At 58.3% G+C, this 23604-nt stretch carries 19 protein-coding genes and 1 pseudogene; 4 read left to right on the top strand and 16 right to left on the bottom strand.

The window, feature by feature from the left end; genetic code table 11:
• Window positions 1-21 precede the first annotated feature (21 nt).
• The 4 genes and pseudogenes from ACK83U_RS27765 to ACK83U_RS27750 form a co-directional block, all read right to left on the bottom strand.
• Window positions 22-1260 carry an ROK family transcriptional regulator gene (locus ACK83U_RS27765; protein ID WP_112611130.1) on the bottom strand — a complete coding sequence of 413 codons (1239 nt, stop codon included), beginning with the start codon at window positions 1258-1260 and terminating at the stop codon, window positions 22-24.
• Between the two features lie 40 nt (window positions 1261-1300).
• Window positions 1301-2143, bottom strand: a complete 843-nt coding sequence (locus tag ACK83U_RS27760; RefSeq protein ID WP_112611132.1) for a carbohydrate ABC transporter permease — start codon at window positions 2141-2143, stop codon at window positions 1301-1303.
• Window positions 2140-3068, bottom strand: a pseudogene (locus ACK83U_RS27755) (carbohydrate ABC transporter permease). Before ACK83U_RS27755 ends, ACK83U_RS27760 begins: the two are co-directional and overlap by 4 nt.
• A 67-nt stretch (window positions 3069-3135) precedes the next feature.
• Window positions 3136-4434, bottom strand: coding sequence for an extracellular solute-binding protein (locus ACK83U_RS27750; protein WP_112611136.1), 1299 nt, complete (start codon window positions 4432-4434; stop codon window positions 3136-3138).
• 269 nt (window positions 4435-4703) lie between these two features.
• Here ACK83U_RS27750 and ACK83U_RS27745 point away from each other — a divergent pair, with 269 nt between their 5' ends.
• The gene (locus tag ACK83U_RS27745; protein WP_112400163.1) at window positions 4704-5750 is read left to right on the top strand and encodes a Gfo/Idh/MocA family protein; all 1047 of its coding nucleotides are present in this window, start codon (window positions 4704-4706) and stop codon (window positions 5748-5750) included.
• A 14-nt stretch (window positions 5751-5764) separates the two neighbouring features.
• Here ACK83U_RS27745 and ACK83U_RS27740 read toward each other — a convergent pair whose 3' ends face one another.
• Window positions 5765-6901, bottom strand: a complete 1137-nt coding sequence (locus tag ACK83U_RS27740; protein ID WP_112611138.1) for an ROK family transcriptional regulator — start codon at window positions 6899-6901, stop codon at window positions 5765-5767.
• 213 nt (window positions 6902-7114) lie between these two features.
• Between ACK83U_RS27740 and ACK83U_RS27735 the strand changes: the two genes are divergently transcribed.
• Window positions 7115-10141, top strand: a complete 3027-nt coding sequence (locus ACK83U_RS27735) for an alpha-mannosidase (protein WP_112611142.1) — start codon at window positions 7115-7117, stop codon at window positions 10139-10141.
• Between the two features lie 53 nt (window positions 10142-10194).
• On the opposite strand, the gene ACK83U_RS27730 is transcribed toward ACK83U_RS27735, so the two are convergent.
• The 3 genes from ACK83U_RS27730 to ACK83U_RS27720 all read right to left on the bottom strand — a co-directional run bounded on the left by ACK83U_RS27730 (window position 10195) and on the right by ACK83U_RS27720 (window position 13875).
• Window positions 10195-11217: an ABC transporter permease gene (locus ACK83U_RS27730; RefSeq protein ID WP_112611144.1), complete on the bottom strand. Its 1023-nt coding sequence runs from the start codon at window positions 11215-11217 to the stop codon at window positions 10195-10197.
• Complete coding sequence (locus ACK83U_RS27725) at window positions 11201-12727, bottom strand: sugar ABC transporter ATP-binding protein (protein WP_412474950.1); 1527 nt, start codon at window positions 12725-12727, stop codon at window positions 11201-11203. The genes ACK83U_RS27730 and ACK83U_RS27725 overlap by 17 nt, the downstream gene beginning before the upstream one ends.
• A 161-nt stretch (window positions 12728-12888) precedes the next feature.
• Complete coding sequence (locus ACK83U_RS27720; protein WP_112611146.1) at window positions 12889-13875, bottom strand: sugar ABC transporter substrate-binding protein; 987 nt, start codon at window positions 13873-13875, stop codon at window positions 12889-12891.
• A 319-nt stretch (window positions 13876-14194) separates the two neighbouring features.
• Here ACK83U_RS27720 and ACK83U_RS27715 point away from each other — a divergent pair, with 319 nt between their 5' ends.
• Window positions 14195-15202, top strand: coding sequence for a LacI family DNA-binding transcriptional regulator (locus tag ACK83U_RS27715; RefSeq protein ID WP_112611148.1), 1008 nt, complete (start codon window positions 14195-14197; stop codon window positions 15200-15202).
• A 134-nt stretch (window positions 15203-15336) separates the two neighbouring features.
• On the opposite strand, the gene ACK83U_RS27710 is transcribed toward ACK83U_RS27715, so the two are convergent.
• Both ACK83U_RS27710 and ACK83U_RS27705 read right to left on the bottom strand, forming a co-directional pair.
• Window positions 15337-16467 carry a helix-turn-helix domain-containing protein gene (locus ACK83U_RS27710; protein ID WP_112611150.1) on the bottom strand — a complete coding sequence of 377 codons (1131 nt, stop codon included), beginning with the start codon at window positions 16465-16467 and terminating at the stop codon, window positions 15337-15339.
• Window positions 16454-16927: a hypothetical protein gene (locus ACK83U_RS27705; protein WP_162708108.1), complete on the bottom strand. Its 474-nt coding sequence runs from the start codon at window positions 16925-16927 to the stop codon at window positions 16454-16456. The genes ACK83U_RS27710 and ACK83U_RS27705 overlap by 14 nt, the downstream gene beginning before the upstream one ends.
• A 29-nt stretch (window positions 16928-16956) precedes the next feature.
• Between ACK83U_RS27705 and ACK83U_RS27700 the strand changes: the two genes are divergently transcribed.
• Window positions 16957-17277 (top strand): hypothetical protein, encoded by a 321-nt coding sequence (locus tag ACK83U_RS27700; RefSeq protein WP_112611152.1) that lies wholly within the window; start codon window positions 16957-16959, stop codon window positions 17275-17277.
• Window positions 17278-17408: 131 nt separating this feature from the next.
• Here ACK83U_RS27700 and ACK83U_RS27695 read toward each other — a convergent pair whose 3' ends face one another.
• From ACK83U_RS27695 to ACK83U_RS27670, 6 genes are all read right to left on the bottom strand, one after another.
• A complete protein-coding gene (locus ACK83U_RS27695) occupies window positions 17409-17906 on the bottom strand; it encodes a DUF995 domain-containing protein (protein WP_112611154.1) in 498 nt (165 codons plus the stop codon).
• A gap of 27 nt (window positions 17907-17933) precedes the next feature.
• Entirely contained in the window at window positions 17934-18881 is a 948-nt protein-coding gene (locus ACK83U_RS27690) for a glycoside hydrolase family 26 protein (protein ID WP_112611156.1), read from the bottom strand.
• A gap of 17 nt (window positions 18882-18898) precedes the next feature.
• The gene (locus tag ACK83U_RS27685) at window positions 18899-19438 is read right to left on the bottom strand and encodes a DUF995 domain-containing protein (RefSeq protein WP_183711925.1); all 540 of its coding nucleotides are present in this window, start codon (window positions 19436-19438) and stop codon (window positions 18899-18901) included.
• A gap of 242 nt (window positions 19439-19680) precedes the next feature.
• Window positions 19681-21513, bottom strand: a complete 1833-nt coding sequence (locus tag ACK83U_RS27680; protein WP_112611158.1) for a glycosyltransferase family 2 protein — start codon at window positions 21511-21513, stop codon at window positions 19681-19683.
• The gene (gene galE / locus ACK83U_RS27675) at window positions 21510-22496 is read right to left on the bottom strand and encodes a UDP-glucose 4-epimerase GalE (protein WP_112611160.1); all 987 of its coding nucleotides are present in this window, start codon (window positions 22494-22496) and stop codon (window positions 21510-21512) included. The genes ACK83U_RS27680 and galE overlap by 4 nt, the downstream gene beginning before the upstream one ends.
• Window positions 22496-23509 (bottom strand): UDP-glucuronic acid decarboxylase family protein, encoded by a 1014-nt coding sequence (locus tag ACK83U_RS27670; protein ID WP_112611162.1) that lies wholly within the window; start codon window positions 23507-23509, stop codon window positions 22496-22498. Before ACK83U_RS27670 ends, galE begins: the two co-directional genes overlap by 1 nt.
• Between the last annotated feature and the right edge of the window lie 95 nt (window positions 23510-23604).

Below are 23604 nucleotides of genomic sequence, written 5' to 3'. Positions count from 1 at the left end.
CCTGCGGCCGCAGCCGCCAATTCAATTGTTCAGGCGGTCCATGAATTTGAGCGGCGAACGCGTGCGCTGGACCTCATCGGCCGAGGCGAGCATGAGGGCTGCCGCCATCGGCATTGCCGCGGCGCCGATCGCGCAGGCGTCCTCGCCGAGCGAGGCACGATGGATCGATGGCAGCGCCGTGTCCTCCATATCAAGGTGGTCGTGAACATAGCGCAGCAGCTCATCGATCATGCGGATAGGCAGGCGGCCGCCAAGGATGATGGCGTCGGGATCGACGATCATGCCGATGTGCTTGACCGCGACGGCGAGATGCGCGCTCATCGTCTTCAGCCATTGCGAGACCAGCTTCCTGCCACGGGCATCCAGCGTGAGGAGGTCCGAGGGCACGTATGCCTCGATGCCGTGCTCGCCCAGGAACTTGTAGAGGAAGAAGAGCGAGAATATTTCGCCGAGAAGCTCGACTTTCCGGCCTCCCCTGTGGCGGGGATCGACGATTGGCAGCCAGCCGATCTCGCCGCTCAGGCCCATGGCGCCGCGATGGCCGGCGCCGTCGAGCACAAGCCCGCCACCGGGGCAGGCATTGAGCGAAATGTAGAAGAAGCTGCGGCTTTCGGCGCCAAGCCCGTAGTCAAGCTCGGCAAGCGCTGCCGCATTGGTTTCGTTCTCGATGAAGACGGGATGCTGTGTCAGGTTTTCCAATGCGGTTCGGACATCGAAATCCATCCACTCTCCGTAATCGTCGGGCTTGCCCAGGAAGGCGATCTCGCCGAGCCAGTCCGGCATCGCAAGCCCGATACCGGCCAGATGCGCGTCGTCGATCAGACGGCTTCGCTGGAAATGCGAGATCGCATCGGCCGTCAGCTGCATGAATTCGCCTGGCAGGATGTAGCGCTTCTCGTGGTGGACGCGGGCGCGCACGTTGCCGACGGCATCGACGGCGAGGATCGTCAGATGGTCACGATCGATGTTGATGCCGATCGCAAAGAAGGCGTCGGGGTTGATCTCAAGCTCGATCGCCGGCTGCCCCCTCAGGCCATGGCGCCGGCGGGCTTCGATGATCAGGCCTTCATCGAGCAGGCGATCGACGATGCGGGCGATCGCCGGCTTGGTGAAGCCGGTCTGCCGGGCGATTTCCGCACGCGAAATCGGTGCCTGCCGGTGGATGCAACGCAGAACGACGGCTCGATTATGCTCGCCCGCATCCTCGACATTGGCTCCCGTCAGGTCGGGAGACAGTTTGACACCGGTCGTTTGGTTCATCGTCGGGATCCTTTATCAGTCTGGCGCGCGCAAACCGGCCTCATCCCTTTACCGAGCCACTGGTCATGGAGCCAAGGATCAGCCGCTGCAGCGACAGGAACGCCACGATCGCCGGTACGACGGAGATGAGGCAGGCGGCCGCCAGCAGCTGGATGGATGAGTCGGTTTGCATGCCACGGAAGTTAAAGATCCCGACGCCGATCGGCATCAAATTGTTTTGCGTGAGCAGCAGAAAAGGTACGAGGAATTGCGACCAGCCGGCAATGACCGTGATGATGAAGACGGAGGCGATGCCCGGTGCCGACAGCGGCAGCACGATCCGCCAGAAAACGGAGAAGCGGTTGCATCCGTCGATCATCGCCGCTTCATCAAGGCTGCGTGGAATTCCGTCGATGGTGCTCTTCAGGAGCCATGTCGCAAGCGGCACGCCAAGCGCGATATAGACCATCGTCACGGCGAAATGCGTATCGAGCAGGCCGAGACGGTTCATATAGCGGTAGAGCGGCACCATGATGACCAGCGGCGAGATCATCTGAAAGAGCAGAAGCCCCATCATCGAAAGGCCCTTGCCGCGGAACTGAAAGCGCGAGAAGGCGTAGGCCGCGGGCATGGCGACGATCAAAACGCCGAAGCCGCTCAGAGCCGCAAGCTTCAGGCCGTTCCACAGATAGAGCGGGAAGTAGCTGTTGTTGAGCACGGTGATGAAATTGTCGATCGTTGGGTTGTGCGGGATATAGCGCGCCACGCCGCGATAGATTTCGCGTTTGTCGCGTAGCGCCATCGACAGCAGGTAGGTGAGGGGGCCGGCGAAAAAGATAAACATCGCCAGCATGAAGAGATAGCTTAGGAAATCGCCGAAGCGCGTGCCGGTTCGCCTGCTCATCGTTCATCCTCCTTCGGCAGGAATGATGCGTAGACGACGGCCAGTCCGAGGCTGATAATCAGCATCAGCACGGAAAGCACGCTGCCGCCGGACAGATCGTAGTTGCGGAAGACGATGTTGAAGACATAGAGCGATATGACTTCGGTGGCGCGGCCAGGGCCGCCGCCCGTCAGCGTGATGATCGCGTCGAAGGTGTTGAGCGTCATGATCGTAATCAGGATCATGTTGACGAGGATGGCCGCGCGCAGCTGCGGTATGGTGATGAAGAAGAACTGCTGCGAGCCCGTCGCGCCTCGACTTCCGCCGCCTCATAAAGCGAGGGGTCGATCGCCTTGAGCGCGGCATACATGACAACCATTGAGAAGGCCGTTCCGCGCCAGATGTTCGAGATCAGGGCCGACCAAGGCGCGATGGCGGGATCGGAAAGCCATGCAACCGTCGGCAGATGCATGAGCCGCAAGATGCTGTTGAGCGCGCCATAGGGCGCTTCCGAAAACAGCATCTGCCAGATGATGCCGCCGGCAATGCCGGGCACGACCCAGGCGATGAGCGCCGTGGTTCTGAGGATTGTCGTGCCAAACAGACCGCGCTTTTCGCCGCGAACGACGACGACGGCGACGGCAAGGCCGAGGATCTGCTGGCCGATGACGCTGCCGCCGACGAAGACGAGGGTTGCCCAGAGGATGTCGGGAAGCTGCGGCGAACTCAGCATGTTCGCAATGGAAGCGAGCGTATAATCCTGATTGTCACCGATCAGCGTTGCATTGGTGAAAGACAGACGGAACACGTCGATCACCGGATAGAGATAGAAGATGCCGATGACAATGATCACGGGCATGATCCAGGGTAGAGGCGCGCCGGCAAAGCGGCGCATGAACGATCTGCTGTGGGGCCGGCTGGCAGCCTCGATGGCGATAGGGGTCATTGGGCTTCTCTGTCCGGGTTTGATACTGCCGGGGGCGCCCCTAAGGGCGCTGCCGTGATCGCAATCGTTAGAGACGCTTGTAAGCCTTCATAGTCGCCTTGAAAGCCGCGTTAAGGGCCTCTTCCGGCTGTTTGGTACCCGACAGGACGTCGCCCATCATGATCTGGATCTGATTTGAAATTTCCGGATAGATCGGGGCGCCTGGGCGGGCCTGGCCGTTGGCGAGAGCTTCGGCAAAGGTCTTGTTGGCTTCGGTCGCGAAGACCTCATATTTGTCGAAGAGCGATTTGCGGGTCGGCAATTGCTGCTGAAGCGCATTGCCCGGCCCCATGTAGATGTCGCGGGCAAGGTTGGCGCACATCTCGACCTTGTCCTTATCCTTGCTGAACGAGGCAATCGTCCAGCCGCCGGTACCGGTCGAGCGCTGATCGGCAGTCGGGCCTGGGATGGGCGAGAAAGTCCAGTTGGCGAACTCGTCCGCATCCAGTGTTGCCTTCAATTGGGCAAGCTGCCAGTTGCCGCCGATGAAGAGCGCCGTCGTTCCTGCCGCCGCGGCCGCGTTCAGATCATCATAGTTGCCGATCGTGGTCACGCGCTTGGGTGCGGCGCCGGAATCGACGAGATCCTTGTAATAGGTCAGCGCCTTGAGGAACTTCTCCTTGTTTTCGCCCTCGCCGAAAACAGGTTTGCCGCTATCGTCGACGAGCTTGCCGCCGAGCGCCCAGTAATTGGCGAGCCAGTCGAAGGTCGAACCCTCATAGCGGCCGGCGTTGAACAGAATGCCCTCCATGCCTTCCTTGACGGAGGCGATGCCGGCCTTCTTCAGGTCGTCCCAGGTCTGTGGTGCATCGGGGACGATGGACTTGTTGCGGTAGAGAACGCGAAGATCGGTATCCCACCACCAGGCGCGGATGGTCTGATCCTTGTCAGTAATGCCGTTGCGGATGAAGGGAAAGAGATCGGCAACCTCATCCTTGGAGAAATAGGGGGTGAAGTCGGCGAGCACATGATTGACCATGAACTGTGAGAGGACGAAGGAGTCGACGGCGGCGCAGTCGGGAGCGTTGCCGGCCTTCGCCTGTTCGAGCATTTTTGCCTGTTCGGTACCGATATCCGCCGACATGAACTGCATCTGCAGCTTCCAGTCGGGATGCTTCTTGATGAAATCGACGAAGAGCTTTTGGTAGCCCTGGGCAATCGCCGGATCGGCATTGTTGGGACTGTCGTTCGTGAGCCGGACAGTAAGGGTTTTCGGCGCATCGGCAAGGCCGATCCTGTCCTTCGTCGCCAGTTCCTGGGCTAATGCGGCAGGCAATGAAAACAACATCGTGCTCAGCGCCAAGGCGCTGACGAATGCGCTCTTCATGATGGGTCTCCTCCCCATTTGAACGGATACAGCCTGGCGGTCAGTTGACCTCTCCTCATTTCCATGCTGCATTAATTAGATTAAGTTACTTTGGTTTGATGTCAAGTCGCAGCTCGGGAGGATTGAGATGCTGGCGACATTCAACAGTAGCTAGCGGCCTCAACCCGCGGCTCCCCATCGCAGAATAATCGAGCCGTTGCGGGCAGCCGCAATGGGCAGTGAGGTTTGCTCCGGCTGTCGAAACAGCCAAACCATCCATGGAGGATCAGATGCGTCTACTCATTCTCGGCACCGGCGGAATGGCCAACAAGCACGCGGCAAGTTTCAAAGAGATCGAAGGCGTCAGCGTTGTGGGCGGCGTCGATGTCGTGCCCGAGCGGCTGGCCGCCTTTTGCTCGGAACACGGTATTCCCAATCGTTTTGCCTCGCTGGAAGAGGCCTTGGCCTGGGGCGAGTTTGATGCCGTGGCCAATGTGACGCCTGACGCTGTTCACCACCCGACGACGCTGCAGGCGATTGCGGCCGGCAAGCATGTCTTCTGCGAAAAGCCGCTTGCGACAGACGCAACCAAGGCGATGGAAATGACCGAGGCTGTCGAGAAAGCCGGTAAGGTCGGCATGGTGAATTTCACCTACCGCAATTCGCCTGCCCTGCAGAAGGGGCGGCAGATGGTGCTCGCCGGCGAAATCGGCAAGGTGAGGCATGTCGAAGCTTCGCATTTGCAAAGCTGGCTGGTGGGGAAGCATTGGGGCGACTGGAAATCCGAGAGCAAATGGCTGTGGCGTCTCAGCAAGAAGCATGGCTCGAACGGTGCGCTTGGCGATATCGGTATCCATATCGTGGACTTCGCTTCCTATGGTTCCGGTCTCGATATCGCTCATGTTTTCGCGCGGCTGAAGACTTTCGACAAGGCGCCTGGCCACAAGATCGGCGAATACGATCTCGATGCGAATGACAGCTTCACGATGAATGTCGAATTCACGACGGGAGCGATCGGCACCATCCAGGCGACGCGCACCGCCGCCGGGCAGATGGACCAACTGCGCCTCAGGATTTACGGCGAGACGGGCTCGATCGAAATCATCTATGACACTGGAAAATCGACGCTTCGCGCTTGTCTCGGCGAAGACGTTCATACGGCAACGTGGCGCGATATCCCGTTCGACGAAGTGGAAACCAATTATCAGCGGTTTGTCCAGGCGGTCAGAATGGGCAGGACACAGGAGCCTTCGTTCCGCCGCGCGGCCAACATTCAGAAGGTGCTGGATAAGGCGCTCGCCTCGGATACTAGCCATAAAGACGAGGCACTTGCCTGAATCCGCAGTGAGCCTCAGCCTGAGACCGGCGGCAGCAGGGTATTCAGAAAAGGCAGAAGTGCCGCCCCCAGCGCCACGCCACCACCGCTGAAACTTGCCGGCTTCATAGGCGAAATCCAAGGCGTGAGGAAGGGGCGCTTCGACGTATCACGGCGCTCGACAGACAGCTGATGGATCAGCGCGTCGATGACGCCTCGCGGCAGGTCGCCGCCGATCATGATGACGCTCGGCGCTATGAAGCCGGCCATAGCGATGATCGGATCAAGCAGGTGGCTTGCCGCCTCGCGGATCCATTCCGCGAGCAATGGTGATGGCGGCTCCTGTCCGTCTATCAGGCGGCTGAATTCGTCGCCGCTGAGAAATTTGCGCAGTGCGCCAAATCCGACGACCGTGTTCAAGGGAACATTGTCGGGACCAGTTCGCATATCGCCGATATTGCCCGCACGTCCGTGAACGCCCGAATAGGGAACACCGCGAACGAGGAAGCCGGCCTGCACATCCTCGTCGATGATGATCATCGCGAGACCACCTTTCAGGGGCGGCGTGCCGATCGTACGCTCGGCGAGCAGGCTTGCCGTGCATTCGTTCTCGACATAGCTGCGCGGCAGTTTCGATGTGGCATCCAGCTGCTCGCGCTCTTCCGCGCTCCAGTCGTTCGAGCCGATACCCAGACCGATGATCGGCAGGTCGGCGTGACGGCCAATCATGCCCTCGATCGCCGATTGGATCGATGTGACCCTGCTTCTCTGCGTAAGAGGAAAATAAACGCGGTCGTGAACCTGGCCGCTGAGATCGACAAGCACCGCCTCGCCGCGATTTTGACGAGCACGGATGCCGATCGAGAAGGCCCCCTCGGGCCGCAGGGCAAATTCCGTTGATGTCGCGCCGCCACCGGCACCTTTGCGCCTATGCGATGTCACCAGCCCTTCATCGCCAAGCCGGCGCAGAATGTTGGTGATTCCCGGTCCGGTCAGTCCCGAATGTTTTCCAAGCTCCATGCGGGTCAAAGGGCCGTGGCGGCGGATCGCCTCCAGAATGACGCGAATATTTCTATCGGCGATTTCTCCAGACCGCAGACCGAGTGTCTTACCCCGCGTAACGTCCGTCTCCTGCGGCTGATAGCGCCGTGGCCCGGATCGAAGATATCGCATGTTCGATTTCCTTGCGTATCTTGATGCTTGTGTATCACGGACAAAACTCTCGCAACTTATTTCTGTGCGCCTTGACGCCAAAACAAAGTTACTTAATCTAAATTCCGGCTGCGCGATCCGCTGGGAGGAGATGGGATGCGGGGCTGGCGACCCATTTGCGCTGATCTATTCTCTCCTCCGCCGTCAGTTGCCGATTTTCCGATAGGATCCGCCATGTCTCTTACTATTGCTCAACGCCTTGATCGCCTGAAAGTCCGCACTGCAGAGCTTGCGCATTGGCGTGACAGACAAAGCCTCGCGATCGATGGCTGGACCTTCAATGGAGAGCCAATTGCGCATCATCAGGATTGGCCGCATCGCAATGGGACGGTTCGCTTCGCTGCCAAGGCAACGGCGCCGCAGGACTGGCCGCTCGAGCAGATCCGCCTGCAGCTCGACCTTGGCGGCGAGAGCCTGCTGACGCTGCGTTATCCTGATGGCGAAGCTGAGACCTTCGGCCTCGACCCCTATCACCAGGAATTTCCGATCAAGGGTCGCGATTTCCAGATCGCCACCGAGAGCGTCGCGCGTTTTCCGTTCGGGGAGCCGAACAGGGCGCCGAAAGTCAACAAGGCGCGATTGATCTGGTTGGATGAACCGGTCCACCGGCTGCATCTCCTGTTGCAACAGATCGGCGAGGCTGCCGATGTTCTTGACGGCCACGAAGTCGTGCCGCATCTGATCGATGCCGCCGAACGGGCGCTGCGCAGCCTCGATTGGCCCTCCGAGACATCAGCCTATATCTCGCGCACCTCGGGCGCGGCAATGCAGCAGAAGATCTGGGAACTGCCGGAACTTCAGGACAATCCGGCCGGTCTCAGCGAAGCGCAGAGTGCTTCGGCAGCTGCTGCCTATGATGAATTGCTTGCGCAACTGAAGGCGCTTCAAAAGCGCTTCCCACAGAATGGCGAACTGCTGCTGACCGGTCATGCCCATATCGACCTGGCATGGCTTTGGCCCTATGACGAAACGCGCCGCAAGATGCGTCGCACCTTCAACACCGCGCTTTCGCTGATGGAACGCTCCGACGACTTCCGCTTCAACCAATCGACCGCCCAATACTATGCGCAGATGGAAGAGGATGATCCGGAACTGCTCGAGCGGATCAAGAAGAAGGTTGCCGAAGGAAAATGGGAAACCGTTGGCGGCATGTGGGTCGAGCCTGATACCAACATGCCCACAGGCGAGAGCCTCGTACGCCAGGTGCTTTATGGCCAGCGTTATTTCGAAAAGCATTTTGGCCTGCGTCACAGCGTCTGCTGGCTGCCCGACTGCTTCGGCTTTTCAGGTGCCTTGCCGCAGATCCTGCGGCTTGGAGGCATCGACAGCTTCTTCACGATCAAGGTGAACTGGAGCGAAACCAATCACATTCCGTCCGACCTGTTCTGGTGGAAGGGGCTCGATGGCAGCAAGGTGTTGACCCATACGTTCGATAACCCCATGCAAGGTTACAACGGCTTCGTGCAGCCGGATTGCTTCGTGCCGACCTGGAAGAATTTCCGCGGCAAGACGCAGCATGACACCTCGCTGCTGGCCGTCGGCTATGGCGATGGCGGCGGCGGCGTCACGCCGGAAATGGTCGAGCGCGAGGTACAGCTCCGCGACTTCCCGGCGATCCCGAAGGCACGCTGGGGCACGGTGAAGGGTTTTTATGAAAAGGCGCACCGTACCGCGGCAGAAAAGGAGCTTCCGGTCTGGGACGGGGAAATCTACCTCGAGCTGCATCGCGCGACGCTGACATCGCAAAGCGGGGTCAAGCGCAAGCATCGCCAGGCCGAACGCGCCCTGATCACGGCGGAGACGCTGGCCTCGCTTGCCCGTATGCTGGGCGCTGCCAAACCTCTGAGCCTGGAGGCTGATTGGCGCGTCGTTCTGAAGAACGAGTTTCACGATATCCTGCCTGGATCGAGCATTCGCGAGGTCTATGCCGATGCCGAGCGCGAGCTTGACGGCGTGATCGACAATGCCAAGGCGGAGCAGGCCAAGGCCCTGAAGACGTTGTCGGCTCATCTTCCGGCGGGTGGGGTGACCGATGCACTTGTTGTCGTCAACCCATCCCTTTCGCCGCGCCCGCTGACCGCAACCTTATCGGACGGAACGGTCCTTGCATCTGCCGATCCCATCGCACCTCTTTCCGTCGCGGTCTTCGATCGCAAAGCGCTGAAGCCTGCCGCGGGGCTCAAAGCCGATCCCCATCATCTCGAAAACCAGCATCTGTCCGTGATCATCGGCAAGGATGGCGCCGTATCGAGCCTTATTCACAAGGCGACGGGACGAGAAGCGATTGAAGGAAGTGCCAACCAGCTCTGGGTCTATCCAGTCGACAAGCCGCGCAACTGGGATGCCTGGGACGTCGACGCCGACTATACCGAGAAAGGCATCCGGCTCGATCGGCCGGAGAGCATCACTCTGGTCGAGGAGGGACCGCATCGCGCCGCGATCCGTGTCATCAATCGGTACCGCAACTCGACCGTGACCCAGCTTTATGTTCTGACGGCCAATGCCCGCAGGCTGGATATCGAGACGACGATCGATTGGCACGACCGGCGCACCCTGCTTCGGACGCTGAACCCGGTTGCCGTGCGGTCGCGCACCGCGACTTTCGAATGCGCCTTCGGCATCGTCGAGCGGCAAACGCATACCAACACCTCCTGGGAGCAGGCAATGTTCGAGGCGGCTGCACATCGCTTCGTCGATCTGAGCGAACCCGGCTTCGGCGTCGCCCTGCTCAACAATGCCAAATACGGCCACAGCGCTCGCGGCAATGTCATCGGCATGAGCCTCGTGCGCTCGCCGATCTATCCCGATCCGCTGGCCGACGAAGGCGAGCAGAGCTTTACCTATGCGCTGATGCCGCATGAAGGCGCCTGGTATGAAGGCGGCGTTCTAGCTGAGGCGATCGATCTCAACCAGCCGCTGGTCAGCATGGAGGCAAGCGGTCTTGCGACCTGCACCTTGTCGCCGCTCGCTATCGAAGGCATACCTGTCGCCTTCTCCGGCCTGAAGCCGGCCGAGGAGGGGGAGGGACTTATCCTGCGACTTTATGAACCAGCCGGCCGGCGCGGCCGCTTGTCGCTGACCCTGCCGTCAGGATGGCAGGCTTCGGGGCCGCTGAACATTCTGGAGGAGCCGATCGAACGCACCGGCCCTGCCGACATCATGCCGTTTGAAATCCGGACCTGGAAATTGCAGCGGACCTGACGGCAAAGCTCGATTTTGTCGGGCCATAGCCTTTGCTCCGGAGAGCCGCCTTGTCAGCGGCTCTCCAATATGCGCATCAACCGGCCGCGATAGCTGTCGAGAATGACGGCGAGCACGATGACGGCACCGATGACGATCGGCTTGATATTGTCGTCGGCGCCCAAGAGCTGCAGACCCGTGGACAGCACCTGCAGAATGCAGGCTCCGACAAGCGTTCCGATGATCGAGCCCTTGCCGCCTGAGAGGCTGGTGCCGCCGATGATGACGGCCGCGATCGCGTTCAATTCATAGCCGATGCCCGCAACCGGACTGCCGACATTGAGGCGCAGCAGGTAGACCATGGCGGCAATGCCGGCGGTCAGCCCGGAAATGGTGAAGACCGCGATCTTGTATTTCTTCGGCTCGTGGCCTGACAGGCGGACGGCCTCCTCATTCGTCCCGATTGCGAAGACGAAACGCCCGAACACCGTGTAGCGCAGCACGAACCAGCCGATGAGGACGACGACGATCGCGATCAGGAAGATCGATGGAAGGACGCCCCAGAAAATCAGATTACCGAAATCGACGAAGGGCTGCGGCAGGCCGGTGATGGTGGAGTTGTCACTGACGACGCGGGCAAGGCCGCTTGCGACGTTGAGCATGCCGAGGGTGACGATGAAGGATGGAAGTTTCCACTTCTCGCAGATCCATCCGTTGATGGCACCCAGGATCGCGCCGGCACCCATGGAGGCGAGCGATGCGAGAGCGATCGCCTGCCAGGGAGAAAATCTTGGATCGATCATGATCGTCGCGCCGATGACCGTACAAAGCGCCAGCAGCGATCCGACGGAAAGATCGATGCCGCCCGTGAGGATGACGAAGGTCATGCCGGCGGCAAGCACCGTATTGATGGCGATCTGCACGAAGATCTTCAGGAAGTTCTCCGGCGTCGCGAAATAGGGCGCCGTCAGCGAGAAGAAGATCAAAATCAGGACGAGGGCGATGGCGACACCGGCCTCTTTCATCGAGATCCGGATGAGCTTGTCCCAGACGTTGGCTTCTTTTGCCTCGGTCGCCTTTTCAATGTTTCCGGACACGACTGTACTCCTTGTAAGCGAGCGAGAGGATCCTGCTCTCGTCAAATTGGGCTCGGGGGATTTCCCCGGCTATCTTGCCGTCCGAGAAGACGATGATGCGATGGCAAATGCTCATGAGTTCCGGCAGATCCGAAGACACGACGAGAACGCCTTTTCCCTCGGCGGCAAATTTCCCAAGAAGCTCGTAGATTTCCGCCTTGGCACCGACATCGATGCCGCGCGTCGGCTCGTCGAAGATCAGCACCTTGGGGCCGCGAAACAGCCATTTGGCGATGACAACTTTTTGCTGGTTGCCGCCGGAGAATGTCCTGACGGCCTGATGGATGGACGGTGTCTTTATCCGCAATTCACGCACAAGGCGCTGCGAGGACTCGTCTTCGACTTTGCGGATGATCAGCCCCTTGCGGGAGACTTTGGCGAGATTGGTGATGGTGGTGTTTTGCGCACAGCTCATGTCGAGCATGAGCCCTTGTATCTTGCGATCCTCGGTCGCCAGGCACAGTCCGGCGGTTACGGCGTGCTTGGGCGAGGCAATCTCGACCGGTTCGCCATCTATGCGGATTTCGCCTGCAGCCTTGGCGTCGGCGCCGAATATGGCCCGGACCGCCTCGGTGCGGCCGCTGCCGACAAGCCCGGCAATGCCGACGATTTCTCCCTTGGCGACGGAAAATGACAGTTCGGGGCTATGGCTCGTCACTTTAAGGCCAGAGACGCCAAGCGCCTCGCCGGAGATGGTGCTGTCGCCGCGGAAGGCGTCGTGCTGCGCAAGTTCGCGCCCGACCATGAGTTCGACGATTTTCGGAATTCCGAGCCCTTCGAGCGGCCGCGTGATCACATGCTGCCCGTCGCGCAGGATGGTGACGTCATCGCCCACCTCGAAGATCTCTTCGAGCCTATGCGATATATAGAGCGTGGTAACGCCCCGCGCCTTCAGCCGCTTGAGAATCTCAAAAAGCCGATCAACTTCCTTGGAGGTCAGGGTTGCCGTCGGTTCATCGAGAACCAGAAGCTTGCTTTCGTTGGAGAGCGCCTTGGCGATCTCGAGAAGCTGAAGCTGAGCGACGCTCAAGCTGCTGGCAAGCGTCGTCGGCGCCACGTTGAGGCCGACTTCCGCCAGCAGTTCCGCCGCCCTGGCGTTCATCTGCTTATAGTTCACCAGGCCATATCGGCGCGGCAGGTGTTCAAAGAGCAGGTTTTCGGCGACGGTAAGATTGGAAAGCGGATGCAGCTCCTGGTGAATGACCCGGATGCCCGCCTTGAACGCCTCGAGCGGAGAGGACGGATGATAGGCTTTGCCGTCAAACAGGATGCGGCCATCGTCCGGCTTGAAGACGCCGCCAAGCAGATTGATCAAGGTCGATTTGCCGGCACCGTTTTCACCAAGAAGAATGTGGCCCTTGCCGCGACCGATCTCTATTGAGACATCCTTCAGCGCCACGACGCCCGGGAAGCGCTTGCCTATTCCTTCCAGCTTCAGGATGGCATCATCTACTGTCTCAGGCACGTCCACCTCCTCAGCGTTTCCATTTCGAATTGGAGATAACGATCTTCCTCGCGGCGCCTTCCACTGGGGCTAACGCCTCACGCTAAACGGCCGGTCAGAAGATCGATCGAAAAGCGGATGCGCCGGCGAATGCCGACGCATCCCTGCCCGCAAGGCGGGTTTATCGGCTATTTGAGGTCCTTGGCGGTGACGAGCGTCACGTCGGTCTTCACCCAGCCGGTGAATTTTTCGCCGGCATATTCGCGAAGGCCGTACTTGATGCCCATGGCCGCCATTTCCGCGCCATACTGCTCGACGGTGGCAAGCATCTTGCCGTCTTTGATCAACGGCTTGACCGACGGGATGTTGTCGAAGCCGACAACCTTGATCTTGCCTGCCTGGCCGGATGCATCGAGCGCCTTGACGACACCGAGGGCCATGGAATCGTTTGCAGCCATGACGCCTTGAATATCCTTATATTTCGTCAGGAAATTCGTCATGACGGTATTGGCTTCTTCGGTTTCCCAATGTGCGGTCTTACTGTCGAGAAGCTCGAGCTTGCCGTTCTTGATGGAATCCATGAAGCCAGCCTTGCGCTCCTTGGCGTTGTCGGCCTCGGGATTGCCTTCCAGGATCACGACCTTTGCGCCGGGTTCAAGATCCTTGGCCAGCGCATCACCGGCAAGCTTGGCGCCGGCAGCGTTGTCAGGGCCGAAGAAGGCGAGATCGATACCGGCTGCCTTCTTGGCGTCGGCGTCAAGCGGCACATCGATATTGATGACTTTCACGCCGGCCTTCACTGCCTTGGCAAGCGGCGTTGCCATGGCTTTGGAATCGGCCGGTGCGACGACGATGATGTCGTATTTCTGCGTCACGAAATTCTCGACGGCGTCGACCTGCGAGGCAAAGTCACGTTCGTCCTTCATGCCGACGGCCTTGAAGTCGAACTTGTCCTTGTTTTCAGCCGCATACTTGTCCGCGCCGGCCTTCATCTGCTTGAAGAACTCGTTGGACAGAGATTTCATGATCAGCCCGACCTTGGGCTTGCCGGCCGCAAAGGCAGGCGACACGCCGCAGGACAGCGCAAGCACCAGAGTGCCCGCAAGTCCGAGCTTCAGCGCCGCGCGCCGGGGTGCGTTGATCAAGACGGATTCACGCTTTGTAGAATTGGACATTTCTTTCCTCCCGAACGGTCCTGAGCTCAGCTCCAACTGAGTTGTCTGCGACAATGAACCGTTTCCACGTATATTGGGTAGCATGCCGCTAAGAATTGTCAAGGCGCTATAAACTCCGGCTGAAACCTGGCTAAAATTTCAACTTTACCAATGCTGGAAGAGAGGTATGATGAACCGTTTCCATTGTGCGGAGCGTTTATGTGGAAGCAATGGAAGATCAGCTTGACATGAAGCCTTTGACTAAGATTGCAGAGACCATTAGCTGAGAGCCCGGATCAGGGCGCGCCGGAAGGTGAGATGAAGGGATATTGGTATCCATATGCCAAAGGTCGGAATTCGTGACGTTGCCAAGCTGGCAGGAGTTTCCACCGGGACCGTTTCGCGGGTTTTGAATGATCATCCCTCCGTGACCGGCGAATTGAGAGTGCGGGTCAGAGGCATTATCGAGCAGCTCGGCTATATGCCAGACCCATCTGCCAGAAGCATGCGCGGCAAGGTCAGCCGGCTCATCGGCATCGTCATTCCCGATCTTACCAACCCCTTCTTTTCGGAACTTGTGCAATCCGCAGAGCAGGCGGCGGCAAGGCATGGCTATAACATCATCGTCATGACCTCCTTTGATCAAGCAGCCAAGGAGGCGGATCGGATCGGCCAGCTGACGAGCCGAAAGGTGGATGGCATCATCCTTGTTCCCAGCAATGATTTCCATACGCTCAAGCCGCCGAAGGGGTTGCCGATCGTCATCGTCGATCGCCTCCTTCCGGGATATTCCGGCATTGCCGCCGATCATCGAAGCGGCGTGCGCCTCGGTGTCGAGCATCTTGTGAAGCTGGGCCATCGCCGTATCGGCTTCATTTCCGGTCCAAAAGACTCAGTTCCTGCGAATGATCGTCTCAAGGGCTATATCGATGCGATGGAGCTGATCAGCGAGGGCAAGCAGAATGCGGCGCCACTGATCGCCGAAGCCGCCTTCGACTATGAAAGCGGCCGGTCTGCCGGAAACTATCTTCTAGCGCGCGCGCGCCACGAGCGCCCAACCGCGATATTCGCAAGTTCCGACCAACAGGCGATCGGCTGCATGAGGGCAGCTCATGATTTGGGAATTCCAATCCCGGCTGCCCTTTCCATCGTCGGCTTTGACGGTATTCCGCTTGCAAGCATGACAATCCCACGCCTGACCACCGTCAAGCAGCCAATTCAGGACATAGCGGCGGCAGCGGTCGCTGTTTTATTGAGCAAGCAGGGTGCCCCCGAGCTCGGCAAACCACTCTTGTTGCCCTGCGCGATTTCCGCGGGGGAAACAACCTCTTCACCGCAGCCGGATTGAAAGCGGGCGATGTCGGTGACCTAGCAGGCGCTACACCGCATATCGACTGCATATATTACTCGCCGCATTTATCTGTAGCAATATCTGAACTACTGCCGTCGGAACTGCCATACCGATATGTAGCTTTATACCGCTCAAATACCGAGCGTGTTAAGCCAGTCGCCTAAGGTGGATGTCTCCGTCATCTGCGGTAGATGATCGACCTTGCATTCGCCTGTATGCCTGCGGACTTCGCTTGGGCTATAGCCGAATTCGTGTGTGAAGGCCCGGCTGAAGTTAGCTGCTGATTCAAAGCCGAGATTACCTGCTATATCTGCAATTTTCTGACCGTTGCTCAGGTCGGCAAGTGCTGCGCGTGCAGCCAGAAGTCTTCGTCTTCTCACATAGTTCAACACACCACCCGATGTCTGGAACAGTTCATAAAGCCGGGTTCGGGAGATTGCCAATTCACGGCTCAATGCTTCAGGGGTTAGATCCGCCGATCCGAGATTGTTCTGAATAAAGCGACGAGCTTTCGTCATAAGGCCGATCTCGGAGCTGCGATCGCCGGTCGTGTGGCCGTTCACCAGCGGTGCGACACTATGAAATATCATTTCCTGCAGTTGGTTGCGTACACTGTGCAGGTCGTCTTTTGTCAAACGGTCGAGGTTTGCTTCAAGAAAAGCAATGTAGTCAGCCAGCAACTTGACGCGCTCACCCCCCAGGACGATGTTGTTGCTTGCTCTAGGCAGTCCGCCGTGATCGGCAAACAGATCGCAAGGCAGGATAAGGGAGACAGATTGCGCGCTTATGGTGCGGCCGTAGAACGGGCAGCCAAGTGCCCGGATTTCCATCATGCCAGGCTCATTTTCGACCACATGTCCGTTGACGCTGGTCCATGTTCTGCCCGTGCGCAAAAAGGTGATCTGCCAATGATCTATGGCGCTGAAGCGTACTTTTTCTGCAGGGCGCTCATAACGGAAAGCCGGCGTTTGCTGCTGAACGAGAAGTGCCCCTTCCAGATTCCATACGGTTTGGCTCGCAGCAAAGCCATCAGCGGCCTCGGCGCTTTCGGGAAGATAAGCATCGATCAAAGGCGCCATATGCTTCCGCCAAGCCGGGAATTGCCGGTTGGGAGCCTCATTGGACGTGGAAAACGGCAGCGACACGAGTACCGGCAGGTCTGTGGCGTTGCCGCAAAGGGGAGCATCGGAAATGCGGGGCCAGCGGCGCCTTTCGACAAGGGTCGGTTGTTCGGAGCTAGTCTCCGTTTTATCCCACATCATCGTAATAGCCTTTCGACGAAGCATTCCAACTCGACTGGCGGTTCTCGCGCTGTTCTGGCAACGGGCGGATGAAAGGGAGTGATGGACGGCCAAAATAGATCGCGCGGGGATAGTATAGATCTTGCATATCCAAGATCTTCCCCGGTCGTCGCAAAACAGCCCGAATTTCAGTCCATCCGAGCGTCCGCCGGTTGGCGGACTGACTGAAGGGACGTGATTGGATCACGTCTTGAGAAAATGATTCTGCCCTGCGATGCGCCTTGGCCAGCGAACCAAAGAAGTCTGTGGATGTCTGAGTCAAGGCTCTGTGCATCCATCGAATATCGCGCCAAGCTATATTCATCGCAGGCAGCATTGTTGCAGTTCCCCGCCGGAAGGCCGTAGGGAAAATTAAGCAGATTTCATTAATCTTTTCAAGATATTTATAGAAGTTGCTTAAATGTTTTCCGCTGTAATACACGAACGAAACTTGCAAAGGAGAGTAAATTTATGAGTTTTTGGAAAAACTCTTGTAATCTGACTAACGTTAATCGAAAAATTGGTGTCTTCACGCCAGCGATACTTGTGATTGCATTTTCGGCAGGTATGGCTGCAACCGCAAATGCAGCGGAGAGCCAGCACGTAAAGAGCAAGACCGTTCAGCTGTATATGAAAAAGTATCAGAAGAACGATGTCGTCTTCTATAGTGGAAGATCGCTTGCCAAGACGACTTCGGTTTCCGCCGAGGACTACTTCAAGGGCTCTCCCTATATCTGCACACCAAGCGGATTTGGAAGAACGTCGCATTGCTACAATCGCGGTGTGTTCTAAGGTGAGCCAGCGACTGTCGCGCTGTGCGTGCGGCAAAGAATAGGGGTATTCCCTGGATGGCGATTCGGCGGAACAAGTGGGGACGCGTGCCGCCTGCTATCCAAGAAAAGCCCCTATGTGAGTATTCGACTTCAACCGGGCAGATGCTTGCGAACATAGTCGCCCGGTCGCAGTTTCAGAACTTCGTCATCATGTTTGATCGGATTATGACGGAACACATACCATTTGCCGCCTGATGCTCGTTTCTGATAGATGATCCCAGCCTTCTCGCGATGCAGGAAGCAGGACACATTGGATGCTGCACTTTTCTTGCTGTGCCAGACCGCGCTCATGCAGAGTCTACCGCGATCGGTCGCATACCAGGTGCCCTTTGCATAGGATTTTCGAGCGCCCGTGTGCGACCAGGCCGTAAATCGGCGGTGATGGCGGGAGAAGAAGCCGGCCCCGTCTTTCCATATCCAGGAGCGTCCTGCGTAGAGCTTTTTGAGTTCCCTCGCACTCATCGGCATGGCTTGGTGGGCCGCATGCGCCGTCATTCGATCGATATGACGATGCGTCGCCGCGTTCGCGGTGCCGGCCAGCAGCATCGCGAACATGGTATTCAGGATGATGAAACGGAACCAGGACATATACTTATCCTCCACCTTTCATCGCGGTCAGTTCAGCAGGGGCGGTGTGGCGACCCGCCAGTCCGGCCTGCCCAGACCGTCCGGCCAGGGGTAGACTTCACGATCGTTGAAATAAACTACTGCCTGCAGGTTAGGGAATTCGGAGTGCGGCTTGTTGGCTTCCTCGGCCCATCCATGAACATAGGCCTCGTTGCCCTGATAGCCCAATTCCGCGATCACGATCGGCTTCTTGAAGCGCTTCACACGGTCATAGCCGGGCTTGGTTGCTTCCACGAAGGTCGAATCCCGCCCGAGCTTGCGTAGATCGAACGGTTGGTAACCGAACACCGACAATCCGACGACGTCGACGAATGAATCACCGGGGTAGTAGGCTTCGAGCCCATCCTTGCCCATCGGCGACCACATGTACTTTGCCGTGGGAAGGCTCTTGCGGCAGACGGTGACCGCGTGCTTATAAGCTTTCACGTAGTCGTCCGCCTTCCAATAGGCCCAGGTGAACTGTCCGTTCTTCTCGTCCATTTCCTGAGCCCAGCGAATGGTGACGGGCGTATTGAGCTTGGCGGCCGCGGAGCAGATCGCCGTCATGTTGGAATCGTAGTGACCCGCCAGAATTCCACTGAGGAGATCGGCTGGTGTGACCCGCCAGTTGCGGGCCCATGACCAGGGCTCGACCGTGATCAGCAGCGAGCGCCCGCGCTTGCGGGCATATTCGTCTGCCGTGCTCAGCGTCGACAGATCGACATCTTCCCAAGGCAGGAAGAGGTGCTCGATCTTTGGATTGGGGTCATTGGAAAAATCCCCGTTGGGATCATAGGCACCCCCCGGTAGCGATTGGGGAGTGATAATCGGCCTCTTGTCATTGAAGAGCGGCCGGGTCTCGGCCCTTGCATCCAAGCCGTTGCTGGCAGCATATACGCCCCCGCAGAGGGCGCCAGCCGCAAGCAAAGCCGTCGTTAGTTTCGATAGGGTTTTCATCGCATTGCCTCCTTCCTCTATTCGGTCTTGCGGACGGTTAAAGAGGTCTTCAAGGCCTCCAGTCGTTGTGAGACCAGATCATCGGCGATGAGGTTTGTCGCCTCATCGGTTTTCTCGGTAGTGGGATGGCGAAACACAATCCATGCTCCGCCAGTCTCGCGTTTCTGATAGATCGTTCCATCGAAGATGCGATGAACGAAGCAGGTCTTGGCCGGAAACTGGCCGCTTGCGGCATGCCAGGTTGCCTCCAAACACAGCCGGCCGGTGTCTGTTATAGCCCAGCGGCCTTCAGCCCAGGATTGTCCACCGGTTCCGTCAACCCAGGCTGAGAACCGACGGTCGGTATTCTGCATTCGGCCGGCGCCATCGGGCCAGCGCCAGCTCTTGTCGTGATAGAGCATGTAGAGTTCAGCCGCCGTCATGGGCCTTGCGCCGTCCGGCACCTTGGTGGTAGTCGCGGCTACGGCCGCATTGCTCGCCGTCGCAAGCCCGAGAACGATCGCGCATGCCAGCGATGCTGCGGCGAGGAGGGAGGTCTGTTTCCTTGATGGTTTCATATTATTTCTCCCGTGTTCGTGATTGGCGAGCCTTGGCGCTGCTGCCCTCAAGGCTCGCTGCCGGTTTCGTCGGCTGGCAATGTCTCGCAGGTTACCTTGCGTGCTTGCCGACTTACCTATGGCGCAGATGCGAGCGCCGATCCGGCGGGCATGGCTTTGTTCCGCCAGCGCGCTGAGATCCTGCTCGGTTTCCATAACAGCCATCTTCATCTGCGTTCCGCCATAGTGTCCCTGTATGAAACTCAATCGTCCGTGTCGCTCACGTGCCAGTGCGGATTGAGCACCATTCTGTGCAGTCCGCGGCCGCCAATTCCAGCACCTGCCACCGAAAAGCGCGTATCGAACAATACGTAGCCGTCGGTGTCCCAAATCAATGATTGTGCTCCGGCGCGGCCGTGCTCCATGATGCCAAAAAATGGCAGGGCAGTCAGAGCAATCAGACCGCTGGCGAGCGCCGGCCGGTAAAAGCGCCTGCTCGCGCTGAGCGTATTTTCACGCGCATGCTGAACGATGATGACCAGCAGCAGTAAAGTGTAGATGGTTGCATTCATCGTCGCGAAGATATAGAAGCCGCTGCTCTCCTCCGTAGCACTGACAAATAGAACCGGCAGGATGGAGACAAAAGAGAGCATGGCATAGGGTGCAAGAACTCTGAATGGCAGAGGATCGACGTCCGATGTACCCTTCGGAGTGACGCGGAAATCCACAAATGTTCCAGTCGTCCAATCGCGAATGGCAGCGAGAGAACCCATAAGCGCCCATGGCCAGCGAGCAAACAGGAACAACGTCATCTCCCAACTCAGAATACTCGCATCGACCGGTCTGAACGTATACGTACTGCGCCAGTGGTAGGCGAACAGGATCAGCAGAACGGACTGCGGCACGAAATGCAGCAAAAAGTCAGGATATGACACATCGACGAAGGTCTTTCCTATAGTAAGCGCGATGATCGGCATAATGAACATAAGCGCCATGAAGAGAGAAAAGAGGGAATACCAGAGCTGCGAAAACAGGAACTGTATTCTGAAGCGTAGCGGCAGCCGTTTGATCAAGCTTGGCGAATATTGCAGCAGGATCATCATCAGGCTGCGCGACCATTGAAACTCCTGGGTGATGAGATCGGCGAAAGTGCGCGGACCGTCGCCATGAGCAATGGCATCGAGCGCGTGAATGCCGCGCCAGCCATACGCATTCATCATCAATGTGGTGGAGTGATCTTCCGCCAGTTCAGGTCCCAGCCCGCCAATGCTCTTGAGGGCCTTGGTGCGGACGGCATAGTGCGAGCCGATGCAAAGTGGCGACAGCCCATGATTGAACCCCGCCTGAAGCGATCCATGCATGCTGGCTTCCGCATAGAGGCGGCCGCGAGCCGCCCAGCTCTCATGGGCATTCTGGTCGCAAATGCTCGGCGCGGACACATAGCCGACTGCCGGGTCGGCAAAGGGCCGAAGCATCTGGAAAAGATAGCCTTGTTCGGGCACATGGTCGGCATCGAGCTGCACGACGAAATCATAGCCTTCATAGCCATAGTGATCGTAAAAGAAGGCAAGATTGCCTTCCTTGCAGCGTGTGCGCCGCGGCCATGTCTGGCGGTGATAATCTTCCCGCCCTTTCCGGGTGGAAATCTGGACGCCATATTTGCGGCACCAATCCCGCGTCGAGGGCGATGGATCTTCATCTGCCAGCCAGGTGTCGTGGGTCACTGCCTGTGCCAGCATGGCATCCAACGTGCGGGCTACCACCGAAAAGGGCTCCGATGGTGCTTTGGTCACCACCATGGCGATGCGACTGCCGGCGGGAAGCCGCAATTCACCCGTCGGCTTTTCGGCCCGGAAGAAGACGATGATGAAATAGGCCGGAATGATCGTCACCCAGGCGAGCACCAGGGTCACCAATATCGACCCGAGAGCGTCGACATGGTGCGCGGGCGCGAACCACCAGCTCCAGAAATAGCCGAGTGCCGCGAGCCACAACGCGGCGCACACAACATATTCTACGCGCTTGCGACCTTGCAGCACCGGCGTCATCAACGCCCGGTCCTTCATTGCTTGAGCTCGTGTCCGGATCGATGTCATCCTCGCATCTCCAGCCCGAAGAAGGGAGCTGCAGTCCGGATGATAGTGTCGATATCCGAATGCAGAGCGCGGAAGCCGAGCTTCTCGGCAGCAAGATCCGAAGCGGCATAAAGTGTAGGCGGATCGCCCGGCCGCCGCCTGTGCATGGCGACAGGAACCTGGCGCCCGCAAACGCGCTCGATCGCGCCGACAATTTCCTTGATTGACGTGCCGCGGCCGCTTCCCAGATTGACGGCAAGATTGCTTCCGCCAGCCAGCAGATATTCGACCGCCAGGACATGCGCCTTGGCGAGATCCAGCACATGGATATAGTCGCGCACACACGTGCCGTCCGGCGTGTCGTAATCGTCGCCGTAGACTTCCAAGGTTTCGGTCGTGCCGGCCGCCGCCAGCAATGCACGGGGAATGAGATGCGTTTCGGGATCATGCCACTCGCCGAGTTCCTGTTCCGGATCGGCGCCGGAGGCGTTGAAGTAACGCAGCGCCACATAGGAAAGCCCATAGGCCGCCGAGTAGTCGGCAAGCATATGTTCGGCAATCAGCTTGGTTCTGCCGTAGGGATTTATCGGCTGAGGCGTCTCGCATTCGCGGATAGGCAGATGGGCGGGAATTCCGTAGATCGCACAGCTCGATGAAAAGATCAGTTTGTCCGCTTCCGTGCGGCGGCATGCCTCCAGAACCGACAGTGTGCCACTGACATTGTTGGCATAGTATTTTGCGGGATTTTCAACGGACTCGCCGACATAGGCGGAGGCGGCGAAATGGATGATTGCCGCAGGTCTATGCTCCTCCATTGTCGCGGCAAGATGGAATGTGTCGAGAATATCTCCTTCTACAAAAGGTCCCCAGCGCACGGAGGTCAGATGGCCCGTCGAGAGGTTGTCATAGACGACCGGCTCGAAGCCTTGTCGATGCAGGAGCTTCGCGGTGTGGCTGCCGATGAAGCCGGCGCCACCCACGACGAGTATTTTTTTCTTGCCCATCACGCAACCTCGAAAAGTTCGCTGCTCGCACGTACCAACTGACGTTCGAAATACGCGATGGTGGACTTCAATCCATCCGCCAGCGCGATGGATGGTTCCCATCCCAACTCGCGCTGCGCCACGGTGATATCGGGCCGCCGCTGGCGGGGATCGTCGATTGGCAAGGGCTTATGGACTATCTTCGACTTGGAGCCGGTAATCGCGATGACCTGTTCGGCAAGATCGCGCACGGTAAATTCCGCCGGATTGCCGAGATTGACGGGCGTATGGATGGTCGTTTGGTCGGCCATCAGGCGAATGAAGCCCTCGATCAGGTCGGCGACATAGCAGAAGGAGCGCGTCTGGGAGCCGTCGCCATAGACGGTGATATCCTCACCCTTGAGCGCCTGCACGATGAAATTGGAAACAACGCGGCCATCGTCGGGACGCATGCGCGGTCCATAGGTGTTGAAGATGCGCGCGATCCTGATGTCTACGCCGTGGCGAGCGTGAAAGTCACGGAAAAGCGTTTCAGCGGAGCGTTTGCCTTCATCGTAGCACGAGCGAGGGCCGAAGGAATTGACGTTACCCCAATAGTTTTCCGGCTGCGGATGCACTTGGGGGTCGCCGTAGATTTCCGAGGTCGAGGCCTGGAAAATGCGCGCTTGATGATATGTGGCCAGCTCCAGCAAGTTGAGCGAGCCGAAAACGCATGTTTTCATCGTACGGATCGGATCGGCCTGATAGTGCGGCGGAGATGCCGGGCAGGCCAGATTGTAGATTTCGTCGACAGGTAGATCGAGTGATGCGATGACGTCGTGGCGGATGAAACTGAACGTCTCGTAACGAAGCAGATGCCATAGATTGTCCATCCGCCCGGTTGAAAAATCATCCGCGCATATGACTTCATGACCATCCTGCAAAAGTCGATCGCAAAGATGTGAGCCAAGGAAGCCCGCACCTCCTGCAACGAGAATTGTACGTCTTTTAGTGTTGTTGAGTGTTATATTTGTAGATTTGAACGCTATGCCCATCAAACCCTCCCGATAATTTAGACACGACACAGTATTCAGGGAGAGGAGAACTTTCCTCCGTCCTGTGAAAGACTTTTTACAACAAGTAATTATTG

The sequence above is a fragment of the Rhizobium sp. WW22 genome (assembly GCF_047041135.1).
Lineage (GTDB): Bacteria > Pseudomonadota > Alphaproteobacteria > Rhizobiales > Rhizobiaceae > Rhizobium.
This window is presented reverse-complemented; position numbering and strand designations above follow the sequence as displayed.